General features: G+C 76.1%; 16 protein-coding genes. 8 read left to right on the plus strand and 8 right to left on the minus strand.

Translation table 11 applies throughout. From position 1 onward, the window contains the following. Nucleotide 1 precedes the first annotated feature (1 nt). From ACGIF2_RS10380 to ACGIF2_RS10410, 7 genes are all read right to left on the minus strand, one after another. Complete coding sequence (locus ACGIF2_RS10380) at nt 2-1,510, minus strand: hypothetical protein (protein ID WP_396046246.1); 1,509 nt, start codon at nt 1,508-1,510, stop codon at nt 2-4. Further along, nucleotides 1,507-1,815 (minus strand): hypothetical protein, encoded by a 309-nt coding sequence (locus ACGIF2_RS10385; RefSeq protein ID WP_396046248.1) that lies wholly within the window; start codon nt 1,813-1,815, stop codon nt 1,507-1,509. The genes ACGIF2_RS10380 and ACGIF2_RS10385 overlap by 4 nt, the downstream gene beginning before the upstream one ends. A gap of 100 nt (nt 1,816-1,915) precedes the next feature. Next, nucleotides 1,916-2,470 carry a hypothetical protein gene (locus ACGIF2_RS10390; RefSeq protein ID WP_396046250.1) on the minus strand — a complete coding sequence of 185 codons (555 nt, stop codon included), beginning with the start codon at nt 2,468-2,470 and terminating at the stop codon, nt 1,916-1,918. Beyond that, nucleotides 2,467-3,750, minus strand: a complete 1,284-nt coding sequence (locus tag ACGIF2_RS10395) for a DUF58 domain-containing protein (protein ID WP_396046252.1) — start codon at nt 3,748-3,750, stop codon at nt 2,467-2,469. Before ACGIF2_RS10395 ends, ACGIF2_RS10390 begins: the two co-directional genes overlap by 4 nt. Before the next feature lie 11 nt (nt 3,751-3,761). Beyond that, nucleotides 3,762-4,781, minus strand: a complete 1,020-nt coding sequence (locus ACGIF2_RS10400; RefSeq protein WP_396046254.1) for an AAA family ATPase — start codon at nt 4,779-4,781, stop codon at nt 3,762-3,764. After that, on the minus strand, nt 4,778-5,317 hold the full coding sequence (locus ACGIF2_RS10405; protein WP_396046256.1) for a hypothetical protein: 540 nt from the start codon (nt 5,315-5,317) through the stop codon (nt 4,778-4,780). Before ACGIF2_RS10405 ends, ACGIF2_RS10400 begins: the two co-directional genes overlap by 4 nt. After that, nucleotides 5,314-6,084 carry a DUF4129 domain-containing protein gene (locus tag ACGIF2_RS10410; RefSeq protein ID WP_396046258.1) on the minus strand — a complete coding sequence of 257 codons (771 nt, stop codon included), beginning with the start codon at nt 6,082-6,084 and terminating at the stop codon, nt 5,314-5,316. Before ACGIF2_RS10410 ends, ACGIF2_RS10405 begins: the two co-directional genes overlap by 4 nt. Before the next feature lie 150 nt (nt 6,085-6,234). Between ACGIF2_RS10410 and purB the strand changes: the two genes are divergently transcribed. Next, nucleotides 6,235-7,674: an adenylosuccinate lyase gene (gene purB, locus ACGIF2_RS10415; RefSeq protein ID WP_396046260.1), complete on the plus strand. Its 1,440-nt coding sequence runs from the start codon at nt 6,235-6,237 to the stop codon at nt 7,672-7,674. Nucleotides 7,675-7,949: 275 nt separating this feature from the next. Further along, entirely contained in the window at nt 7,950-8,792 is an 843-nt protein-coding gene (locus ACGIF2_RS10420; protein WP_396046458.1) for a hypothetical protein, read from the plus strand. A 48-nt stretch (nt 8,793-8,840) separates the two neighbouring features. Here ACGIF2_RS10420 and ACGIF2_RS10425 read toward each other — a convergent pair whose 3' ends face one another. Continuing rightward, a complete protein-coding gene (locus ACGIF2_RS10425; RefSeq protein ID WP_396046262.1) occupies nt 8,841-10,184 on the minus strand; it encodes a glutamyl-tRNA reductase in 1,344 nt (447 codons plus the stop codon). Here ACGIF2_RS10425 and hemE point away from each other — a divergent pair. From hemE to hemL, 6 genes are all read left to right on the plus strand, one after another. After that, nucleotides 10,180-11,280, plus strand: a complete 1,101-nt coding sequence (gene hemE, locus ACGIF2_RS10430) for a uroporphyrinogen decarboxylase (RefSeq protein ID WP_396046460.1) — start codon at nt 10,180-10,182, stop codon at nt 11,278-11,280. The genes ACGIF2_RS10425 and hemE overlap by 5 nt on opposite strands. 4 nt (nt 11,281-11,284) lie before the next feature. Next, nucleotides 11,285-12,814, plus strand: a complete 1,530-nt coding sequence (locus tag ACGIF2_RS10435; RefSeq protein ID WP_396046264.1) for a protoporphyrinogen/coproporphyrinogen oxidase — start codon at nt 11,285-11,287, stop codon at nt 12,812-12,814. A 180-nt stretch (nt 12,815-12,994) separates the two neighbouring features. Continuing rightward, the gene (gene hemC / locus ACGIF2_RS10440; protein WP_396046266.1) at nt 12,995-14,062 is read left to right on the plus strand and encodes a hydroxymethylbilane synthase; all 1,068 of its coding nucleotides are present in this window, start codon (nt 12,995-12,997) and stop codon (nt 14,060-14,062) included. After that, complete coding sequence (locus ACGIF2_RS10445; protein ID WP_396046268.1) at nt 14,059-14,919, plus strand: uroporphyrinogen-III synthase; 861 nt, start codon at nt 14,059-14,061, stop codon at nt 14,917-14,919. Before hemC ends, ACGIF2_RS10445 begins: the two co-directional genes overlap by 4 nt. After that, nucleotides 14,916-15,923 (plus strand): porphobilinogen synthase, encoded by a 1,008-nt coding sequence (hemB, locus tag ACGIF2_RS10450; protein ID WP_396046270.1) that lies wholly within the window; start codon nt 14,916-14,918, stop codon nt 15,921-15,923. Before ACGIF2_RS10445 ends, hemB begins: the two co-directional genes overlap by 4 nt. Further along, nucleotides 15,923-17,257 carry a glutamate-1-semialdehyde 2,1-aminomutase gene (gene hemL, locus ACGIF2_RS10455; RefSeq protein WP_396046272.1) on the plus strand — a complete coding sequence of 445 codons (1,335 nt, stop codon included), beginning with the start codon at nt 15,923-15,925 and terminating at the stop codon, nt 17,255-17,257. Before hemB ends, hemL begins: the two co-directional genes overlap by 1 nt. The last annotated feature ends 93 nt before the right edge of the window (nt 17,258-17,350 follow it).

The raw sequence follows: 17,350 nt of genomic DNA on the forward strand, positions 1-17,350 counted from the left end.
CTCACCACCCGAGCGCTGCCGACTCCGCAGGGCTCAGGGGTCGGACGACGGGCACCGGCGGCAGCCCGCCCGGTGCGACCTCGCCCGCCGCGGGTGCGCGGACGCCCTGGTACTGCTGCAGGTGCACCGTGGTGCCCGCGGGCCCGAAGATCCTCTGCTCCGACGTGTCCCACGCGCTGAGCGACGGGTCGGACGCGCTGAGCTCCTCGACGCGCTCGGCGCTGCGCACGTAGCCGTCGATCGCGTGCGAGGCGACCAGGTCGCGCGACGCGAGGCGGTCGGCCGGGTCGGCGGACGTCCGCAGGTCGACCGCGACGGTGGTCCGCTCGGGGGTGTCGGGCACGTGCCACCCGTCGGTGACCGGGATCGCGTCGGTCGTGTGCTCGAGGTGCTTCATCGTCACGCCCGGGGCCGCCATGCCCGCGACGGGTGAGCCGGCGGTCAGCACGTGCGTCACCGCGAAGCTGCCCGTCGCCACGGCACTCGCGGCCACAGCCACCGCGGCCATCCCGCCCTGGCTGTGCCCGGCGAGCAGCACCGGTTCGTCGGGCCGGGCCCCCGCCTGGGTCAGCGCCTGCGTGACGAGGTCGCTCGTGGAGTCGGGCAGCCCCGCGATGAGCCGCAGGTTCGACCCCATGTCCATCGGGTTGCTCCCGCTGACGCCGGCGTCCTGGGTGCCGGGGATCGCGACGGCCCAGCTCCGGGTGCCGTCGGGGTGGTCGAAGCGCAGCACCGACACCGCTCCGGGGGCTCCCGTGCCCGCCTCGAGCCCCGAGGGGTAGGTGGCGCCGACGAGCCGGAGCAGGTCGGCGTCGTCGTGGGGCACCTCGTCGCCGCGCAGCTCGCGGCCCGGCAGCCGCGGCGTGACGGCCATGGACCGCAGACCCAGGGCGACCGCGACGGGCCGGACCGCTCCCCCGGACGGGGTCGGGGTCCAGGGCCGGAACCCGCTGCGCAGCCCGCGCAGGTAGCTCGCGACACCGTGCAGCAGCACCTCGGCGGCACCCCCGCGCACCAGGTCGGTGGGGTCGGGCCGCCGTCCCGTCAGCGCGAAGTTCGCGACCACCGCGAGCCCCGCGCTGGACACCATCGGCCCCGTGATCCCCCACGCGACAGCGACCGCGAGCAGGGGTGGCAGCTCCCCGACCCGGGCGGCGCCGACCCCGACCAGGCCGCGCACGACCCGGGTCGCTGTGCTCTCGGCGTCCTCGTAGCCGGCCGCCGCGGCGCGCAACGACCGCGACAGCGACCTCAGGACCTCGGCGGTCTCGCCCGGGGCACCGGCACCCGCGAGCAGCGGGGCGAGGCTCGTGCGCGCAGCACGGCCGGTGCCGAGCGCCTCGTCACCCAGCCAGGTCGCGTGCGCGGCCGCCGCGAGCTTCTGGGCGGCGTCGTCGAGCCGGCGGGCGGCGTTCTCGAGCGCGGTCGCGGCGTGGTGCAGGTCCTCGAGCCGGGCCGTGGTCCCGCCGTAGCCGCCCGAGACGACCACGCCCGGCGCAGGCCGGTTCACCGCGCACCGCACAGCAGGCTGCGTCCCACCTCGGCACGGCGGGTGGCGCCCGCGAGCGCCGTGGCCCGGTCGTGCACCACGAGCTCGCTGTGGGCCGCGTCCACGCTGCGGGCGGTCTGGGCGACGGCCCGCAGCGCCTGGTCGAGCGCGGCGCGGTACCGGGTCGCCGCATCGGACACCCACTCCACCTGCAGGGCCGCGGCGATCGCCAGGGCCGCCGCGGCGACCTGCTCGCCCGCGAGCGCGACGGTCGGGGCGACCGACCCGCCGTTCACGATCCGCGCTCCGCTCACACCGTTCGTCATGCGGGTGAACGTAGGGGCGTCGTCCAGACCGGTCAGGGCCGGGCGCACCCGCCCGGTGACCCCTCCCCGCACCGCGACGGCTGGGGGTGGGCCAGCCCGGTCACTCGGTGTCGTGCCACCACAGCCGTGCGGGGCGCGGCAGCACCAGGACCACCACCGCGCCGGCCAGCAGCAGGGCGCCGAGCCGCCACGCGTCGCCCGCCGCGAGGCCGTCGCGGGCGAGCGCGAGCGCCACCACCGCGAGCACCTGGACACCGAGCTGCACCACCACCAGGTCACGCAGGCCCGCCACGACCACGGCGACCTCGACCCGGGTGCGCCACGACGTCGGGGTCGCGAGCGCCGCGAGCCACAGCACCAGGTGCACCAGCAGCACGAGCACCCCGAGCGCGACCGGGCCCAGCAGGTCGCCCGCCACGACCCGGCCGCCCACGACCAGTGCGAGGACCGCACCCAGCCCGAGCCCGGGCTGCCACACGAGCGCCGCGACGAGCAGCGCGAGCACGAGCGTGACCGGGCTCAGCACGGCCGGCGGCGCCGGCGCCCACGCGAGCGCGAGGGCCGCCGCAGCCGTCACCGCGAGCGCGCACCGCAGCGCCACGGCCGGCACAGCGGGACCGGTCTGCACCTCCACCTCAGGCCCGGGCCGCGTCACGCGGGCACCCCCGCGCCGGGCCGACGACGCCCCCGCCGTGACATCCGGGCGAGCGCGACAGCCGGGTCGTCACGCCACACCACGAGCTCGACGTCGTGGTCGGCCAGCGCGGCGAGCCGGTCCTCGCGGGCGATCATCACGAAGCGGAGCGCGAGGCGCTCCTTGAGGTCCAGGTGGCGCACGCGCAGGCTCGGCAGCACGTCGACCGCGAGCACCCGGTGCCCGGCCCGCCGCCACTGGGTCGCGACGTGCGAGGCCTCGTCGTCGAGGAACGTGGAGAACAGCACGACGAGAGCCCCCGAGGGGATCTGCGGCGGGCGCAGCCGCGAGCGCGGGTCGCCCGCGGGACGGGTGAGGGCCAGCGCGTGGCGGATGCGGTCGAGCTGACGGCGGCCACCGCCGGGCGGCAGCGGGCGGCGCCGCACCCCGAGGTCGTCGAGGCCCACCCGGTCGCCGAGCGCGAGGTACCCCTGCGCGAGCGACGCGGCGGCCTGCCGGGCCAGGTCGAGCGACGTCGGGTCCTGCGGGCGCGGGCCCTCGGCGCCGCGCCACGTCCACGGATCGGGCCCCACGTCGTCGCGAGAGTCGACCACGAGCAGCACGTTCGCCTCGGCCTGGGCGTGCTCGCGTCGCACGTACAGCTCGCGCAGGTCGGGGGCGCGGCGCGCAGTCACCCGCCAGTCGATGCGGCGCAGCCGGTCACCCGGTGCGAACGGGTGCACGTCACGCAGCCCGCCGCCCTCGCCCGGTCGCCGGGACTCGTGCGGCCCCGTGAGGCCGTGCAGCCGCGGTGGCAGGGGCAGGTCGCGCAACGGGACAGGCAGGGGCAGCACGAGCGCCGTCCGGTCCACGGGCTCGGTGGGCCACGACACGCTCGCCGCACCCGGACCCACGCCCTGCACCTCGACCGTCGCGACCTCCTGCGGTCCCGTGCGCACCGTGTGCACCACGAGCGGCAGCTCGCGGCGCCCGTCGACCCGCACGAGGACCTCGGCGGCGTCCCGACCTGCACGGCGCACCCCGACCAGCGCCGCGACGGCTCCGTGCGGGGCGCTGACCTGCACGGCAGCCCGCAGGCTGCCGGCCTCCCGGTTGGCGGCCAGCGTCGGGCGCGAGATCGTCACGGCGAGGTCGCCCGCGGGCCGACGGCGCAGGTCCCACGCACCGGCGACGAGCGGCGCCGCACCCAGCACGGCCACGTCGGGCCGTCCGAGCAGCGCACCGACCACGAGCAGCACGACCCCCGCGGCGACCCCCAGGGCAGCGGGTCGCGTGCGCATCCAGGACGCGCTCACTCGGACCTCGTGGCCCCGTCGCCCGCACCGACGCCCACCGGACGGGCCTGCCGGGTCGTGCTCGGCCCCGCGACGGCGCCCAGCACCTCGGTGACCACGCGCTGCGGCGCCAGCCCCGACGCCCACGACTGCGGGCTGAGCGAGAGCCGGTGCGCGAGCGTGGCGACCCCGACGGCCTTGACGTCCTCGGGGGTCACGAAGTCGCGGCCGTCGAGCACGGCGAGGGCCCGCGCCACGAGCACGAGCGCCTGCGAGCCGCGCGGCGAGGCACCCACCTCGACCGCCGCGTGGGCGCGGGTCGCCGCGGCGAGGTCGACGCAGTAGCCCAGCACGTCCGGGTCCACCTCGACGGCCTCGACACCGGCCTGCATCGCGGCGAGCGTCGCGGAGTCGACCACCTGACGCACGTCCGCGTGCTCGCGTCGCCGCGCGAGCCGGCGGTTCAGCACGTCGACCTCGGCCTCACGCTCGGGGTAGCCGACCGCGAGCCGCACCATGAACCGGTCGAGCTGGGCCTCGGGCAGCGGGTAGGTGCCCTCGTACTCGACCGGGTTCGACGTGGCCACGACGTGGAACGGCTCGGCCAGCGGGTACGTCTGGCCGTCGACTGTGACCTGCCGCTCGGCCATCGCCTCGAGCAGCGCGGACTGCGTCTTGGGGGCCGTGCGGTTGATCTCGTCGGCCAGCAGCAGTCCCGTGAACACCGGACCGGGCCGGAACGCGAACGTCGCTGTCGCCGGGTCGAACACGCTCGACCCGGTCAGGTCCGAGGGCAGCAGGTCGGGCGTGCACTGCACCCGGCGGAAGTCGAGTCCCAGCGCGGTCGCGAGGCTGCGCGCCGCGAGGGTCTTGCCCAGCCCCGGCACGTCCTCGAACAGCACGTGGCCACCCGCGAGGATCGCCGCGAGCGCGACGCGCAGCGGCTCACGCATGCCGACGACGACGGTGCCGACCTCGTCGAGCACGGCACGGCCGCGGGCGGCGACCTCGGTGACGGGAAGCGCGGTGCTGGTCATCGGACGGTTCTCCCAGGGGTGAAGGGTTCAGGCTGCGGGGACGACGCGGGGTCGGTCGCGGGCGGGCGGGTGGTGCCGAGCCGTTCCAGCACGTCGACCGTGTGCCGGACGTCGCGCAACGACGGGAGCGGTGACGTGGTGGTCGTGAGGGTGCGGTGCGCGCGGGCACCGACGAGGTCGCGCAGCGCGCCGTCGTGCTCGGGGTCGGTGAGCGAGACCCCGTTGCGGGCCACGCGCCCGGCGGCGATGGTCCGCAGCGCGCGCAGCGCACGCTCGCCGACCCGGCCGTCGCGGCCCGTCATCGCCCACGCCAGGTCCTGCACCTCGCCGCGGGCACCGCTGCGACGCGGCCCGTGCTCACGCACCCAGCGCACGTCGGGGTCGAGCTCGAGACGCTCGACGAGTGACACGCCCAGGGCCACGGCGACCCCGAGCAGCAGCGCCGACGGCGTCGCCAGGCCCGCCGCCCAGGCGAGCACCAACGCGACCAGCAGACCCACGAGCGGTCGCCACACGAGGTCCCACAGCCGCCTCACGACGCACCCCCGCCCTGCGCGTCGTCGTCCTTCCGCCGGGCCGCGAGCCCGTCGGCGAGGGTCGCGAGGCACTCGCGGGCCCGGCCGACGTCGGCCGCCGTCACGGGGTGCTCGCTGAACCGGGCCGTGAGGTAGAGCCCGAGCAGGGTGCGCGTGGCCCGCGGGTCGGCGCGCGTCGAGTCGAGCACCTCGACCGTGAACTCGCTCGCGGTCTGGGCGCGCTCGCGGACGAGCCCGCTGCGCTCGGCGGCCTGCTCGAGCGAGACCCAGGCGGCGACGACCGCGTCCCCGGGCGGCACGCCGTCGACGAGCTCGCGCGCCGCCCGGGTCACGCCCTCGCGCAGCGCGGGGGTGCTCAGCTCGGCGGCGTCGGCCTCGAGGGCGACGTCGGGCGCGACGTCGTCGTCCGGCTCGGGCTTCTCACGGGTGCGCCACCACCGCCCCACCGAACGCACGAGCAACGCGAGGAGGACCACCAGGGCCACCGCGACCCCGATCGCGAGCCAGCCGCTCCAGCTCGTGTCGACCGCGTCGAGCCGGGGCTCGGGGACGACCTGCTCGGGCGACGGCTGCGGGATCGAGGAGAAACGGGGGGCGGGGACGATGCCCGTGGTCGCCTCGCGGCGTCCGAGCTGCCACGGGCCGGCCACGGCGGCGGCGAGCACCCCGGCACCCACGAGGACGGCGACGAGGAGCTCACGCCCGGGCAGGGCGCGGGGCGTCGGGTCGTGGCGGGCGATGTCGGCCGGGTCCGTGCGCGTCACCATCGGGCACCCACCCTGCCTCGCTCGGCACCGCGGCGGCTGTCGCCGCGCTGTCTCCGGTCGCTCTCGCTGCTCTCGGACGGCCCCACTGTAGCGACGGCGGTCGACGGACACCGCCGCGATCCGGGCCCGTGCTCTGGGATGATGGGGGTCATGACCTCCCCCGCGCGCGTGAGCCTGGCCGACGTCTCCCCTGCGATCGCGCTGGGACCCCTCGACGGGCGCTACCGCGGCACCGTGGCCCCGCTCGTCGACCACCTCTCGGAGGCGGCGCTCAACCGTGAGCGGGTGCACGTCGAGGTCGAGTGGCTCATCCACCTCACGTCGCAGCAGGTCGTGCCCGGCGCCCCGGCGCTCTCGGCCGCCGAGCAGCAGTACCTGCGGGACGTGGTGGCGACGTTCGGCCCGGCCGAGATCGCCGAGCTGGCCGAGATCGAGCGCACCACGGTGCACGACGTGAAGGCGGTCGAGTACTTCCTCAAGAAGCGCCTGGCAGACGCCCCGGCGGTGCTGGGCCCGGACACCGTGCTGCCCGACGTGAGCGAGCTCGTGCACTTCGCGTGCACGAGCGAGGACGTCAACAACCTCTCCTACGCGCTCATGGTGCGCGGCGCGGTGCAGGACGTGTGGCTGCCGGCCGCGACGACCCTGACCGACGAGGTCGCCGCGCTGGCCCGCGAGCTGGCCGGGGTGCCGATGCTGGCCCTCACGCACGGCCAGCCGGCCACGCCCACCACGCTCGGCAAGGAGCTGGCCGTGCTCGCGCACCGGCTGCGCCGCCAGCTGCGCCGCATCGCGGGCGACGAGTACCTGGGCAAGCTCAACGGCGCGACGGGCACGTACGGCGCGCACGTCGTGGCGGTGCCGGGGGCCGACTGGCCCGAGGTGTCGCGCACGTTCGTCGAGCACCTGGGCCTGACGTGGAACCCGCTGACCACGCAGATCGAGTCGCACGACTGGCAGGCCGAGCTGTACGCCGACGTGGCCCGCTTCAACCGGGTGCTGCACAACCTCGCGACCGACGTGTGGACGTACATCTCGCGCGGCGTCTTCATCCAGATCCCGGTCGCGGGTGCGACGGGCTCCTCGACGATGCCGCACAAGGTCAACCCGATCCGCTTCGAGAACGCCGAGGCCAACCTCGAGCTCTCGTGCGCGCTGCTCGACACGCTCGCCGCGACGCTCGTCACGAGCCGCCTGCAGCGCGACCTGACCGACTCGACCACGCAGCGCAACATCGGCCCGGCGTTCGGCCACTCGCTGCTCGCGATCGACAACGTCCGCCGGGGCCTGAAGGCCCTCTCGGTCGACACCGCGCTGCTCGCCGACGAGCTGGACCACAACTGGGAGGTCCTGGGCGAGCCCGTGCAGTCGGCGATGCGCGCCGCCTCTGTCGCGGGCGTCACGGGCATGCACAACCCGTACGAGCGGCTCAAGGAGCTGACCCGCGGGCGCCGCCTGACGGCCGACGACATGCGCGACTTCATCGCCGGCCTGGGCCTTCCCGAGGACGTCGCGGCCCGGCTGGGCGCGCTGACGCCCGGGGGCTACACGGGGCTCGCCGAGGAGCTCGTGAGCTTCCTGGACGTCTGACCAGAAGGGCTCTCCCGGACGAGACCACCCAGACTCTCACCAAGTTCTCAGGAACCTGGGCTTCCGAGCGTCGTCGCAGGTGGGCACGTATCACCAGGCCACTGGCGACCCCTTCGGGCGGGGGGCGACCGCCCTGGACCACCCGGAAGGGGGTTGCCGGGCCTGAGCCGTCCGGGTGAGTCCTGGACACATGCCCGGATTCGTTGCAGAATCGGGTCTCGATCCCGGAACGTCCGGTTAGATCCCCATTCGGCGAGGATGCCAACGTGACGCTGATGCAGAAGGCGATCACCCCCGCTCTGACCCGCGCTCACCTGAGCGTCGGCCATGACCGCGTGGCGGGGTACGTCGTCCGCGCGGAGGACGTGTCCTTCGCCACCACCCCGTCCCAGCTGTTCGAGGTGCACGGGCTCGGCTACCCCGGGACCCCGTTCAGCCCGTACGCCCCGTCGATCGACGTGCTGCGGTTCGAGTCGTCCCCGCAGCTGCAGTACAAGGACGTCCCGGGGTACATCGTTCCGCTGTGGTGGCTCCGGCACTCGCGCATCCCGCCGGGCGCCGAGCTCGTCCGCATCTTCGCGGACGGCACCCAGATCCTGCTCGGGCACTACGGCGACGTGGGCAGCGGCTGGAGCGTGACCCAGCTCGGGGCCCGACGCCCGGCCCTCGCGTCGCTGTCCCGCTGCGTCGGGCCCGTCGCCAAGTGGCACGGCGCCTACCTCGAGGCCGACGTGGTCGACGACGGGAGCACGGTCGTCCTCGCGCTGGCCAACCCGCCGCTCTTCGAGCGGGACTTCCAGCAGTCCCCCGCCGGGCGCTGGTACCGCCGGGTGCCGCGCGAGGACGTCACCGAGCTGTTCGAGCTCGACCTCACGGCCCGCTGGAACGACCTGTCGGTGCGGGTCGTCGACCAGTGGCAGGACGCCCAGCGCTACGTCGTCGCCCGCATCTCGCACCTCGGTGACGACGTCGACCGGGCCGAGCAGCTGCGGCTCGACCGGGTCGAGGCGGGCGTGTACGAGGCGGTGGTCTACGCCGCCGAGCTCACCGACATCCAGACCAACCAGGTCGTGCCGCACACGTGGGCACCCGGACCTGCCCAGAGGGCGTGGGCCTGACGGCCCACGCTTCCCCCTGACCGCGAGCCGGGCCTGGCTCCCCCCCGTTCAGGCCCGGCTCGCGTTCGTCCGTCCGGGGTCGGTCGCCGCACGGCTCGGCAGGTCGTCGCCCGCCAGGTCCGGGACCGGCAGGTCCGGGACCGGCAGCCGTTCCAGGTCGGCCAGCGCCCGGGCGTACGCCGCAGCGTCCCCCGCACGGGCCGCCTCCTGGGCCCGCACCGTCGGGCCGTGCAGCGCGGCGCGCACCCGGCGCCGCAGCATCCGCAGCTCCTTGACGTCGGCCACGCCGGGCCCGGCGCTGCCGTCCGCCGCCCGCTCGAGGGCACCGAGCACCCGGGCACGTTCGGCCAGCACCGCGGGGTTCCACCGGCGCACCCGCTGCTCGGCCTCGAACGCGGCAGCGGTCTCCCGGACGATCGCCCGCGCGGCCTCGACCGGGGCCGACTGCTCGTCGGGGGCGTGCTCGCTCACGGTGGTCAGGCTCACCAGCCGGACACCGGGCAGGTTCCCCACCTCCGGGTCGACGTCGTGCCGCAGGGCCAGGTCGACGACCGCGAGGGGCCTGTCCACACCGGTGCGCGTGGCCGCGAGCGCGTCGACCTCGAGCACCTCGCCGGCCGCACCGCTGCACGCGACCACGAGGTCGACGTCCCGCAGCGACCCCGCGAGGTCGCGCGTGGTGATGGCCTGCACACCCCGCGCGGCGGCGAACGCGGGCGCCCGCCCGCTCAGCGAGTAGACGCGCACGTCCTCGCAGCCCCGGCTCTTGAGCGCGGCGAGGCTCGCCCCGGCGTACGAGCCGGTGCCGACGAGGACGCAGCGGACGTCGGGCCACGCGGGCAGGCCGTCCTCGACCAGGTCGAGGGCCACCGACACGACCGACCGCCCCGCCGCCCCCAGACCGGTGCTGCTGCCCACGGTGCGTGAGGTGCGCGAGGCCGTCTGGAACAGCCCCTCGAGGTCGGAGGTCGTGGTGCCGTCACGGCGGGCGGAGGTCAGCGCCCGGCGCACCTGACCGGCGATCTCCCGCTCGCCGACGACCATCGACTCGAGGCCCGCTGCGACCGAGAACAGGTGCTCGGCCACGTCGGTCCCGGTGCGGGTGTGCACCTGGGCCTCGACCCGGTCGGCGGGGTACCCGGTGTGCGCGGAGACGATCCCTGCGACCGCGGCCCGCGCGTCGGGCACACGATCGGCCTCGACGACGTCGAGGTACAGCTCGAACCGGTTGCACGTCGCGAGCACGACGGATCCGGAGACAGGGGGGCAGTCGGCCACGATCTCGCGTCCGACCGCGTGCGTCGCGGCCGAGAGCCGCTCGAGCACGCCGAGGTCGAGGTCGTGGTGACTGGCGACCAACGACATCAGCACCACGATCAACGATTGAATCATCCCGGAGAAACTCCGGCACAATCGACACGTGACCCTTCTTCCCGCCACACATCCTCTCGCCGACGGCCGGACGAGCAATTCCCCGCTGGTCACGGCCTATTCCTCGGGAACCCCGGCCCGGCGCCCGGTGTGGTTCATGCGACAGGCAGGCCGCTCGCTCCCGGAGTACCGCGCGGCCCGGCAGGGCGTCGGGATGCTCGACTCGTGCCTGCGTCCCGAGCTCGCGAGCGAGATCACGCTGCAGCCCGTCCGGCGCCACGACGTGGACGCGGCGATCTTCTTCTCGGACATCGTGGTGCCGCTGCGGCTCGCGGGGGTGGACGTGGACATCGCCCCGGGCGTCGGGCCCGTGCTCGGCTCGCCCGTGCGGACCGCCGACGACGTGGCCCGGCTGCGTGACGCGGGACCGCTCGACGCCGAGGCGCTCGCACCTGTGACCGAGGCCGTGGCCCTCACGGTCGCCGCGCTCGGGTCGACGCCGCTCATCGGCTTCGCCGGGGCGCCGTTCACGCTCGCGGCGTACCTGGTCGAGGGTCGGCCGTCGCGGGACCACCTCGCCGCGCGGGCGCTCATGCACTCCGACCCGGCCACGTGGACCGCGCTGACCGAGTGGGCGGCCGACGTCACGGGGGCGTTCCTGCGCGCGCAGGTCCTCGCGGGGGCCAGCGCCGCACAGCTCTTCGACTCGTGGGCCGGGTCCCTCTCGCTCGCGGACTACGTGGCGCACGCCGCGCCGTCGTCGGCCCGGGCCCTCGGGCACGTCACGGACCTGGGCGTGCGCACCGTGCACTTCGGCACGGGGACCAGCGAGCTGCTGGTCGCGATGCGGGACGTGGGCGCCGACGTGGTGGGCGTCGACTACCGGCTGCCGCTCGACGAGGCGAACCGCCGGCTGGGTGGCCGCACCCCGCTGCAGGGCAACATCGACCCCGCGCTGCTGGTCGCCCCGTGGCCGGTGCTGGAGGCCCACGTGCGCGACGTGATCGCGCGCGGCTCGACCGCACCCGGCCACGTGGTCAACCTCGGGCACGGCGTGCCGCCCGACACCGACCCGGACGTGCTCACGCGCGTCGCCCGGCTCGTGCACGAGGCCTGAGGCGGTGGCCGCCACGTCGCAGCAGCCGACCGACGCCGCGGTGCGCCCGGGCGACGGGCCCTGGGACGCGGTGGTCGTCGGGGGTGGGGTCGCGGGGCTCGTCGCGGCGCGCGAGCTCGCGACCGCGGGCCTGCGCACGCTGCTGGTCGAGGAGCGGCCCGAGGTGGGCGGCGCGGTCGGACGGCACGAGCTCGCGGGGCTGACGCTCGACTCGGGCGCCGAGTCGTTCGCGACGCGCGGGGGCGCTGTGGCGGTGCTCGCCGACGAGCTGGGCCTGCGGGACCGCGTCGTGACCCCCGATCCGCGCGGTGCGTGGGTGCAGCTGCCGCAGGGTGCCGGTCCGCTGCCCCGCGCCGGGCTGCTGGGCATCCCGGCCGACCCGTGGGCCCCGGACGTGCGGCGCACGATCGGGCTGCTCGGGGCCCTGCGAGCCGGGGCCGACCGCGCCCTCCCCGCCTCGTGGGGCACCCGTGCACCCGCAGGCGGTGCGGTCACTGTCGGTGGTCTGGTGCGGGCCAGGATGGGGCGGCGGGTCCTCGAGCGCCTGGTCCGTCCCGTGGTCGCGGGCGTGCACGCGGCCGACCCGGACGACCTCGCGGTCGACGCCGTCTCCCCCGGTCTGCGGGCGGCCCTCGCGGAGCGCGGCAGCCTGGGCGCGGCCGTCCGGTCGCTGCGCGCGCTCGCCCCCGCGGGATCGGCGGTGGCGGGCTTCGAGGGCGGGCTGCACGTGCTGGTCGACGCCTTGCTGGCCGACGTCCTGGCGCGCGGCGTGCAGGTGCGCACCGGGGTACGGGCCACGGGCGTGACGCGGCCGGCGGACACCCCGTCGGCCGAGGACGACGCCGTGCGCGGGCCCGGCTTCGAGGTCGAGCTGCATGGTCCCGACGGCGCCGTGGCCAGAGAGCGGACCGACCGCCTGGTGCTCGCGACCCCGGCCGCGGTCACGCTGCTGGCCCCGGTCGTGCCGGCGCTCGCGGGCCTGACACCCGACGCAGGTGCCGAGGTCGTGCTCGTGACCCTGGTGCTGGACGCCCCGGCGCTCGACGCCGCGCCGCGCGGCACGGGGGTGCTCGTCTCGCCCGCGGTGCGCGGGGTCCGGGCCAAGGCGCTGACGCACGCCTCGGCGAAGTGGTCGTGGCTTGCGCGGGCCACCCCGGCCGGTCGGCACGTGGTGCGCCTGTCCTACGGGATCGCGGGGCACGGCGGAGCGGCCCCCCAGGCACCCGACCCGCGCACGCTGCCTGACGACGAGCTGACGAGCCTCGCCCTGCGGGACGCCGCGGCGCTGCTGGGGGTGCCGCTCGGGGCCGCCGAGCTCGTGGCGAGCGCCCGGGTCACCTGGTCGCAGGCCCTGCCGCGCCCGAGCGCGCGGCACCGCGCGGTCGTGGACCAGGTCCGGGCTGCGGCCGTCGACGTGCCGGGTCTCGCCGTCTGCGGGGCGTGGGTCGCGGGCAACGGCCTGGCGTCGGTGGTGCCCGATGCGCGTGCCGCGGCACACGCGCTGCTCAGCGCGCGAAATGTGCGCTCCGAATAGCGTGGAAGTCCGCGCGAGCGAGTCCTCGGTGCTTTTCTGACAGCCGGTCACGAAGCCCTCACACAATGCACCACGGATATGCGTTCCGGCGATCCGTCACCGCATTCTGGGCCACCGGTCCGGTCCGCGCGGTCCGGGCCCTTTTCGACATCGGCAGCGCCGAGGACGACACTGGACCCCATGCCCACGACGGTTCGCATCGGCACCCGTGCCAGCACGCTGGCACTCACACAGACGGGGCTCGTGGCGGCCGAGCTCGCCCGGCTCGGTGACCTGGCCGTGGAGCTCGTGGAGGTGCGCACCGAGGGCGACCGCGCGACCGGGTCGCTCGCGACCCTCGGCGGCACCGGGGTCTTCGTGACGGCGCTGCGCGACGCCCTGCTGAACGACCGGTGCGACATCGCCGTCCACTCGCTCAAGGACCTGCCGACCCTGCCCTTCGAGGGGATCGTGCTCGGCGGGACACCCCCCCGCGAGGACCCGCGCGACGTGCTCTGCGCCCGTGAGGGCTGGACGCTCGAGACGCTGCCGCTCCGCGCCCGGGTCGGCACCGGCTCACCTCGCCGAGCGGCGCAGCTCCTGGCCGTGCGACCCGACCTCGAGGTCGTCGACATCCGCGGCAACGTCGACACCCGGCTGGGCCGGGTCGCCCCCGGCGACCTCGACGCCGTGGTCCTCGCCCGCGCGGGACTCGCCCGGCTCGGGCGCCTCGACGCCGTGACCCAGGAGATCGACCCCCACGTCATGACCCCGGCCCCCGGCCAGGGAGCGCTTGCCATCGAGGTCCGCGCGCCGGGCACCCCCGACTCGCTCGGCCTCGAGCTCGCCCAGGCCCTCGCGGCCCTCGACGACCCGCGTACCCGCCTCGCGATCCTCGCCGAGCGCGCCCTGCTCGCCGCGCTCGAGGCGGGGTGCGCGGCGCCGGTGGGCGCTCTCGCGCGGGTCGAGGACGCCCCCGACGCCTCGAGCCCCGCGCGCATCCACCTGGACGTCGTCGTGATCCGCACCGACGGCTCCGCGGAGCTGCGCCGCTCGGCGTCGCTCCCCCTTCCCGGACCGGTCGCTGAGCACGTATCCGGGTTCGACGAGGCGCTGCGGCCGCTCGACCGATCGGGCCCCGTCGCTCTCGGCAGCCGCGAGCAGGAGCTCCGCGCCATCGCGCTGGGCGACGCCCTGGCCGAGGAGCTCCTCACCGCGGGCGCCGCCCGGCTGGCCGCCGTGGGACCGCGCGCGCCGGAGGCCCTGTGACGCAGACCGCCGCCGCGGCCCCCCTCGCCGGGCTGCGGGTGCTCGTCCCGCGCGCCACGCACGGGCCCGACCCGCTGTCGATCGCACTGTCCGCCGCCGGGGCGGTGCCCGTGACGGTCGAGCTGATCGAGACCGTCCCCCCCGAGGACCCGACCGACCTCGACGACGTGCTCCTCGCGCTGGGCGCCGGGTACTACACGTGGGTCGCCGTCACGAGCGCGGCGGCCGTCCCCGTGCTCGTGGACCGCGCCGAGGAGACGGGCTCCACGCTGGCCGAGCTCGTCGCGACCACCCGGGTCGCCGCGGTCGGTCCCGCCACGGCCCGCGCGCTGCGGCTCGCGGGGGTGCACGTCGACCTCGTGCCGCAGGGCACGTCCTCCGCACACTCTCTGCTCGCGCAGTGGCCCGCCCTGGCCGCCGACGACGACGGTCACGTGCTGCTGCCCCACGCCGACCTCGCCGCGCCGACGCTCGCCACGGGCCTGCGGGCCCAGGGCTGGCAGGTCGACGACGTGGTCGCGTACCGCACGGTGCGTGGCGCACCGCCCGACGCGGCGACCCGCAGCGCCTGGGAGAGCGGCGACATCGGCGCGGTCCTGCTCACGTCGGGCAGCACGGCCCGGAACCTCGTCGAGCTGCTGGGCCCGCCGCCGCCCGGCACCCTCGTGTGCTGCATCGGCCCGACCACGCGCGCCGAGGCCGATCGCCTGGGGCTGCCCGTCGCGGGCGTCGCCGAGACCCAGACCCCCGCCGGGCTCGTCCTCGCGCTCGTCGCCGCACGCACCGAGGCGGCAGCCGGCCCGACCGGCACCACGACCCTCGACCCCGACCCGTCGAACCCCCAGGTGACCCCGTGACCACACCCGACCGCACCCCACCCGTCGTGGGACGCGTGCGCCCCCGCCGCCTGCGCGCGACCCCCGCCCTGCGACGGCTGACCGCCCAGACCCGCATCCATCCGGCGGGGCTCGTGCTGCCCCTGTTCGTCAAGGAAGGGCTCAGCGAGCCGGCGCCGATCGGCTCGATGCCGGGCGTGGTCCAGCACTCCCGCGACTCGCTGCGCCGGGCCGTGGCCGAGGCCGCCCGCGCGGGCCTCGGCGGCGTGATGCTGTTCGGCGTCCCCCAGCACCGGGATGCGACGGGCACCCAGGCCACCGACCCGCACGGCGTGCTCAACCAGGCGGTCGCGGACGCTGTCGCGGAGGTGGGTGACGCGCTCGTGGTGCAGGCCGACCTGTGCCTCGACGAGTTCACCGACCACGGTCACTGCGGGGTGCTGACCCCCGAGGGCGCCGTCGACAACGACGCGACGCTCGAGCGCTACGCCGACATGGCCCTGGCGCTGGCCGGGGCGGGCGCCCACCTCGTGGGGCTCAGCGGCATGATGGACGGCCAGACCGGCGTGGTGCGGGACGCTCTCGACGCCGCGGGGCACGACGACGTGGCGATCCTCGCGTACGCCGCGAAGTACGCGTCGGCGTTCTACGGCCCGTTCCGCGAGGCCGTCGACTCGCAGCTCGACGGCGACCGCCGCACGTACCAGATGGACCCCGCGAACCGCCGCGAGGCCGCGACCGAGGTCGCGATCGACATCGCCGAGGGCGCCGACGTGGTCATGGTCAAGCCCGCGGGTTCCTACCTCGACGTGCTGGCCGACGTGGCCGCGGCGTCGAGCGTGCCCGTCGCGGCCTACCAGGTGTCAGGCGAGTACGCCATGATCGAGGCCGCCGCCGCGCACGGGTGGATCGATCGACGCCGAGCTGTGATGGAGTCGGTGCTCAGCATCCGACGCGCAGGTGCCGATCACGTGTTGACGTACTGGGCGGTCGAGCTGGCCGGATGGCTGCAGGAGGAGAGCTGATGGGTGCAGGGAGCGTGACGTCCGCGTCGTACTTCGAGCGGGCACGGTCCGTGACCCCCGGCGGGGTGAACTCCCCGGTCCGGGCCTACGGCTCGGTGGGTGGCACCCCCCGGTTCCTCGCGTCGGCGAGCGGCCCGTACGTGACCGACGTCGACGGCCGCGAGTACGTCGACCTGGTCGGCTCGTGGGGTCCGGCGCTGCTCGGGCACGCGCACCCCACCGTGGTCGAGGCCGTGCAGCAGGCCGCCGCGCGCGGCCTGTCGTTCGGGGCGCCCACGCTCACCGAGGTCGAGCTCGCCGACGAGATCCGCGCCCGGGTGCCCGCCGCCGAGCGCGTGCGGCTCGTGTCGACCGGCACCGAGGCGACCATGACGGCGGTGCGCCTCGCACGCGGCGTCACGGGCCGCGAGCGCATCGTGAAGTTCGCGGGCTGCTACCACGGCCACGTCGACTCGCTGCTCGCCGAGTCCGGCTCGGGCGTCGCGACGCTGGGCCTGCCCGGCTCGGCCGGGGTGACCACGGCCGTCGCGGCCGAGACGATCGTGCTGCCCTACAACGACCTCGCCGCGGTCGAGGCGGCGTTCGCCGAGCACGGCCCGACGATCGCGGCCGTCATCACCGAGGCCGCCCCCGCGAACATGGGCGTCGTGCCCCCGATGCCTGGCTTCAACGCCGCGCTGCTGCGCATCGCTCACGAGCACGGCGCGCTCCTGATCCAGGACGAGGTGCTCACGGGATTCCGGGTCAGCCCGTCGGGCTGGTGGGGGCTCGAGGGCTCGGTCGAAGGCTGGGACCCGGACCTGCTGACGTTCGGCAAGGTCATCGGCGGCGGCCTGCCGGTCGCGGCCGTCGCGGGCCGGGCGGACGTGCTCGACGCGCTGGCCCCGCTGGGACCCGTCTACCAGGCGGGCACCCTCTCCGGGAACCCGGTCGCCACGGCTGCGGGTCTCGCGACGCTGCGCGCGGCCGACACCGCTGTGTACGGGCGTATCGACACCGTCGCTGCCGTGCTGCGCGGCGCCGTCTCGCAGGCCCTCGCGGCCGAGGGCGTCGAGCACGCGGTGCAGTGGGCGGGCAGCCTGTTCAGCACGGTCTTCGGCGGCGCGGCCGCGGCGCACGGCGCCCGCAGCTACGCCGAGGTGCTGGCCAGCGAGTCGTGGCGCTACCCGCCGTTCTTCCACTCGCTGCTCGAGCAGGGCGTGTACGCACCGCCGTCGGCGTTCGAGGCGTGGTTCGTCTCGGCCGCGCACGACGACGACGCCGTCTCGCGCGTGCTCGAGGCGCTGCCGGCCGCAGCCCGGGCGGCCGCCGCCGCGACCCCTCCGCACAGCTGACGCGTGGGTGCCGTCACGAGGGTGACGGCACCGCACGGCGCAATCCGGCATGATGGCGCCCGGACGCGGAGGAACCGCGCGAACCGGACGCGA

The sequence above is a fragment of the Cellulomonas sp. P22 genome (assembly GCF_044392165.1).

Excerpts from the sequence above, each read along its gene's own strand:
- ACGIF2_RS10385 (WP_396046248.1), bottom strand. The coding sequence starts at position 1,815 with ATGACGAACGGTGTGAGCGGAGCGCGGATCGTGAACGGCGGGTCGGTC.
- ACGIF2_RS10395 (WP_396046252.1), bottom strand. The coding sequence starts at position 3,750 with ATGCGCACGCGACCCGCTGCCCTGGGGGTCGCCGCGGGGGTCGTGCTG.
- ACGIF2_RS10400 (WP_396046254.1), bottom strand. The coding sequence starts at position 4,781 with ATGACCAGCACCGCGCTTCCCGTCACCGAGGTCGCCGCCCGCGGCCGT.
- ACGIF2_RS10410 (WP_396046258.1), bottom strand. The coding sequence starts at position 6,084 with ATGGTGACGCGCACGGACCCGGCCGACATCGCCCGCCACGACCCGACG.
- purB (WP_396046260.1), top strand. The coding sequence starts at position 6,235 with ATGACCTCCCCCGCGCGCGTGAGCCTGGCCGACGTCTCCCCTGCGATC.
- ACGIF2_RS10420 (WP_396046458.1), top strand. The coding sequence starts at position 7,950 with ATGCAGAAGGCGATCACCCCCGCTCTGACCCGCGCTCACCTGAGCGTC.
- ACGIF2_RS10425 (WP_396046262.1), bottom strand. The coding sequence starts at position 10,184 with ATGATTCAATCGTTGATCGTGGTGCTGATGTCGTTGGTCGCCAGTCAC.
- hemC (WP_396046266.1), top strand. The coding sequence starts at position 12,995 with ATGCCCACGACGGTTCGCATCGGCACCCGTGCCAGCACGCTGGCACTC.
- hemL (WP_396046272.1), top strand. The coding sequence starts at position 15,923 with ATGGGTGCAGGGAGCGTGACGTCCGCGTCGTACTTCGAGCGGGCACGG.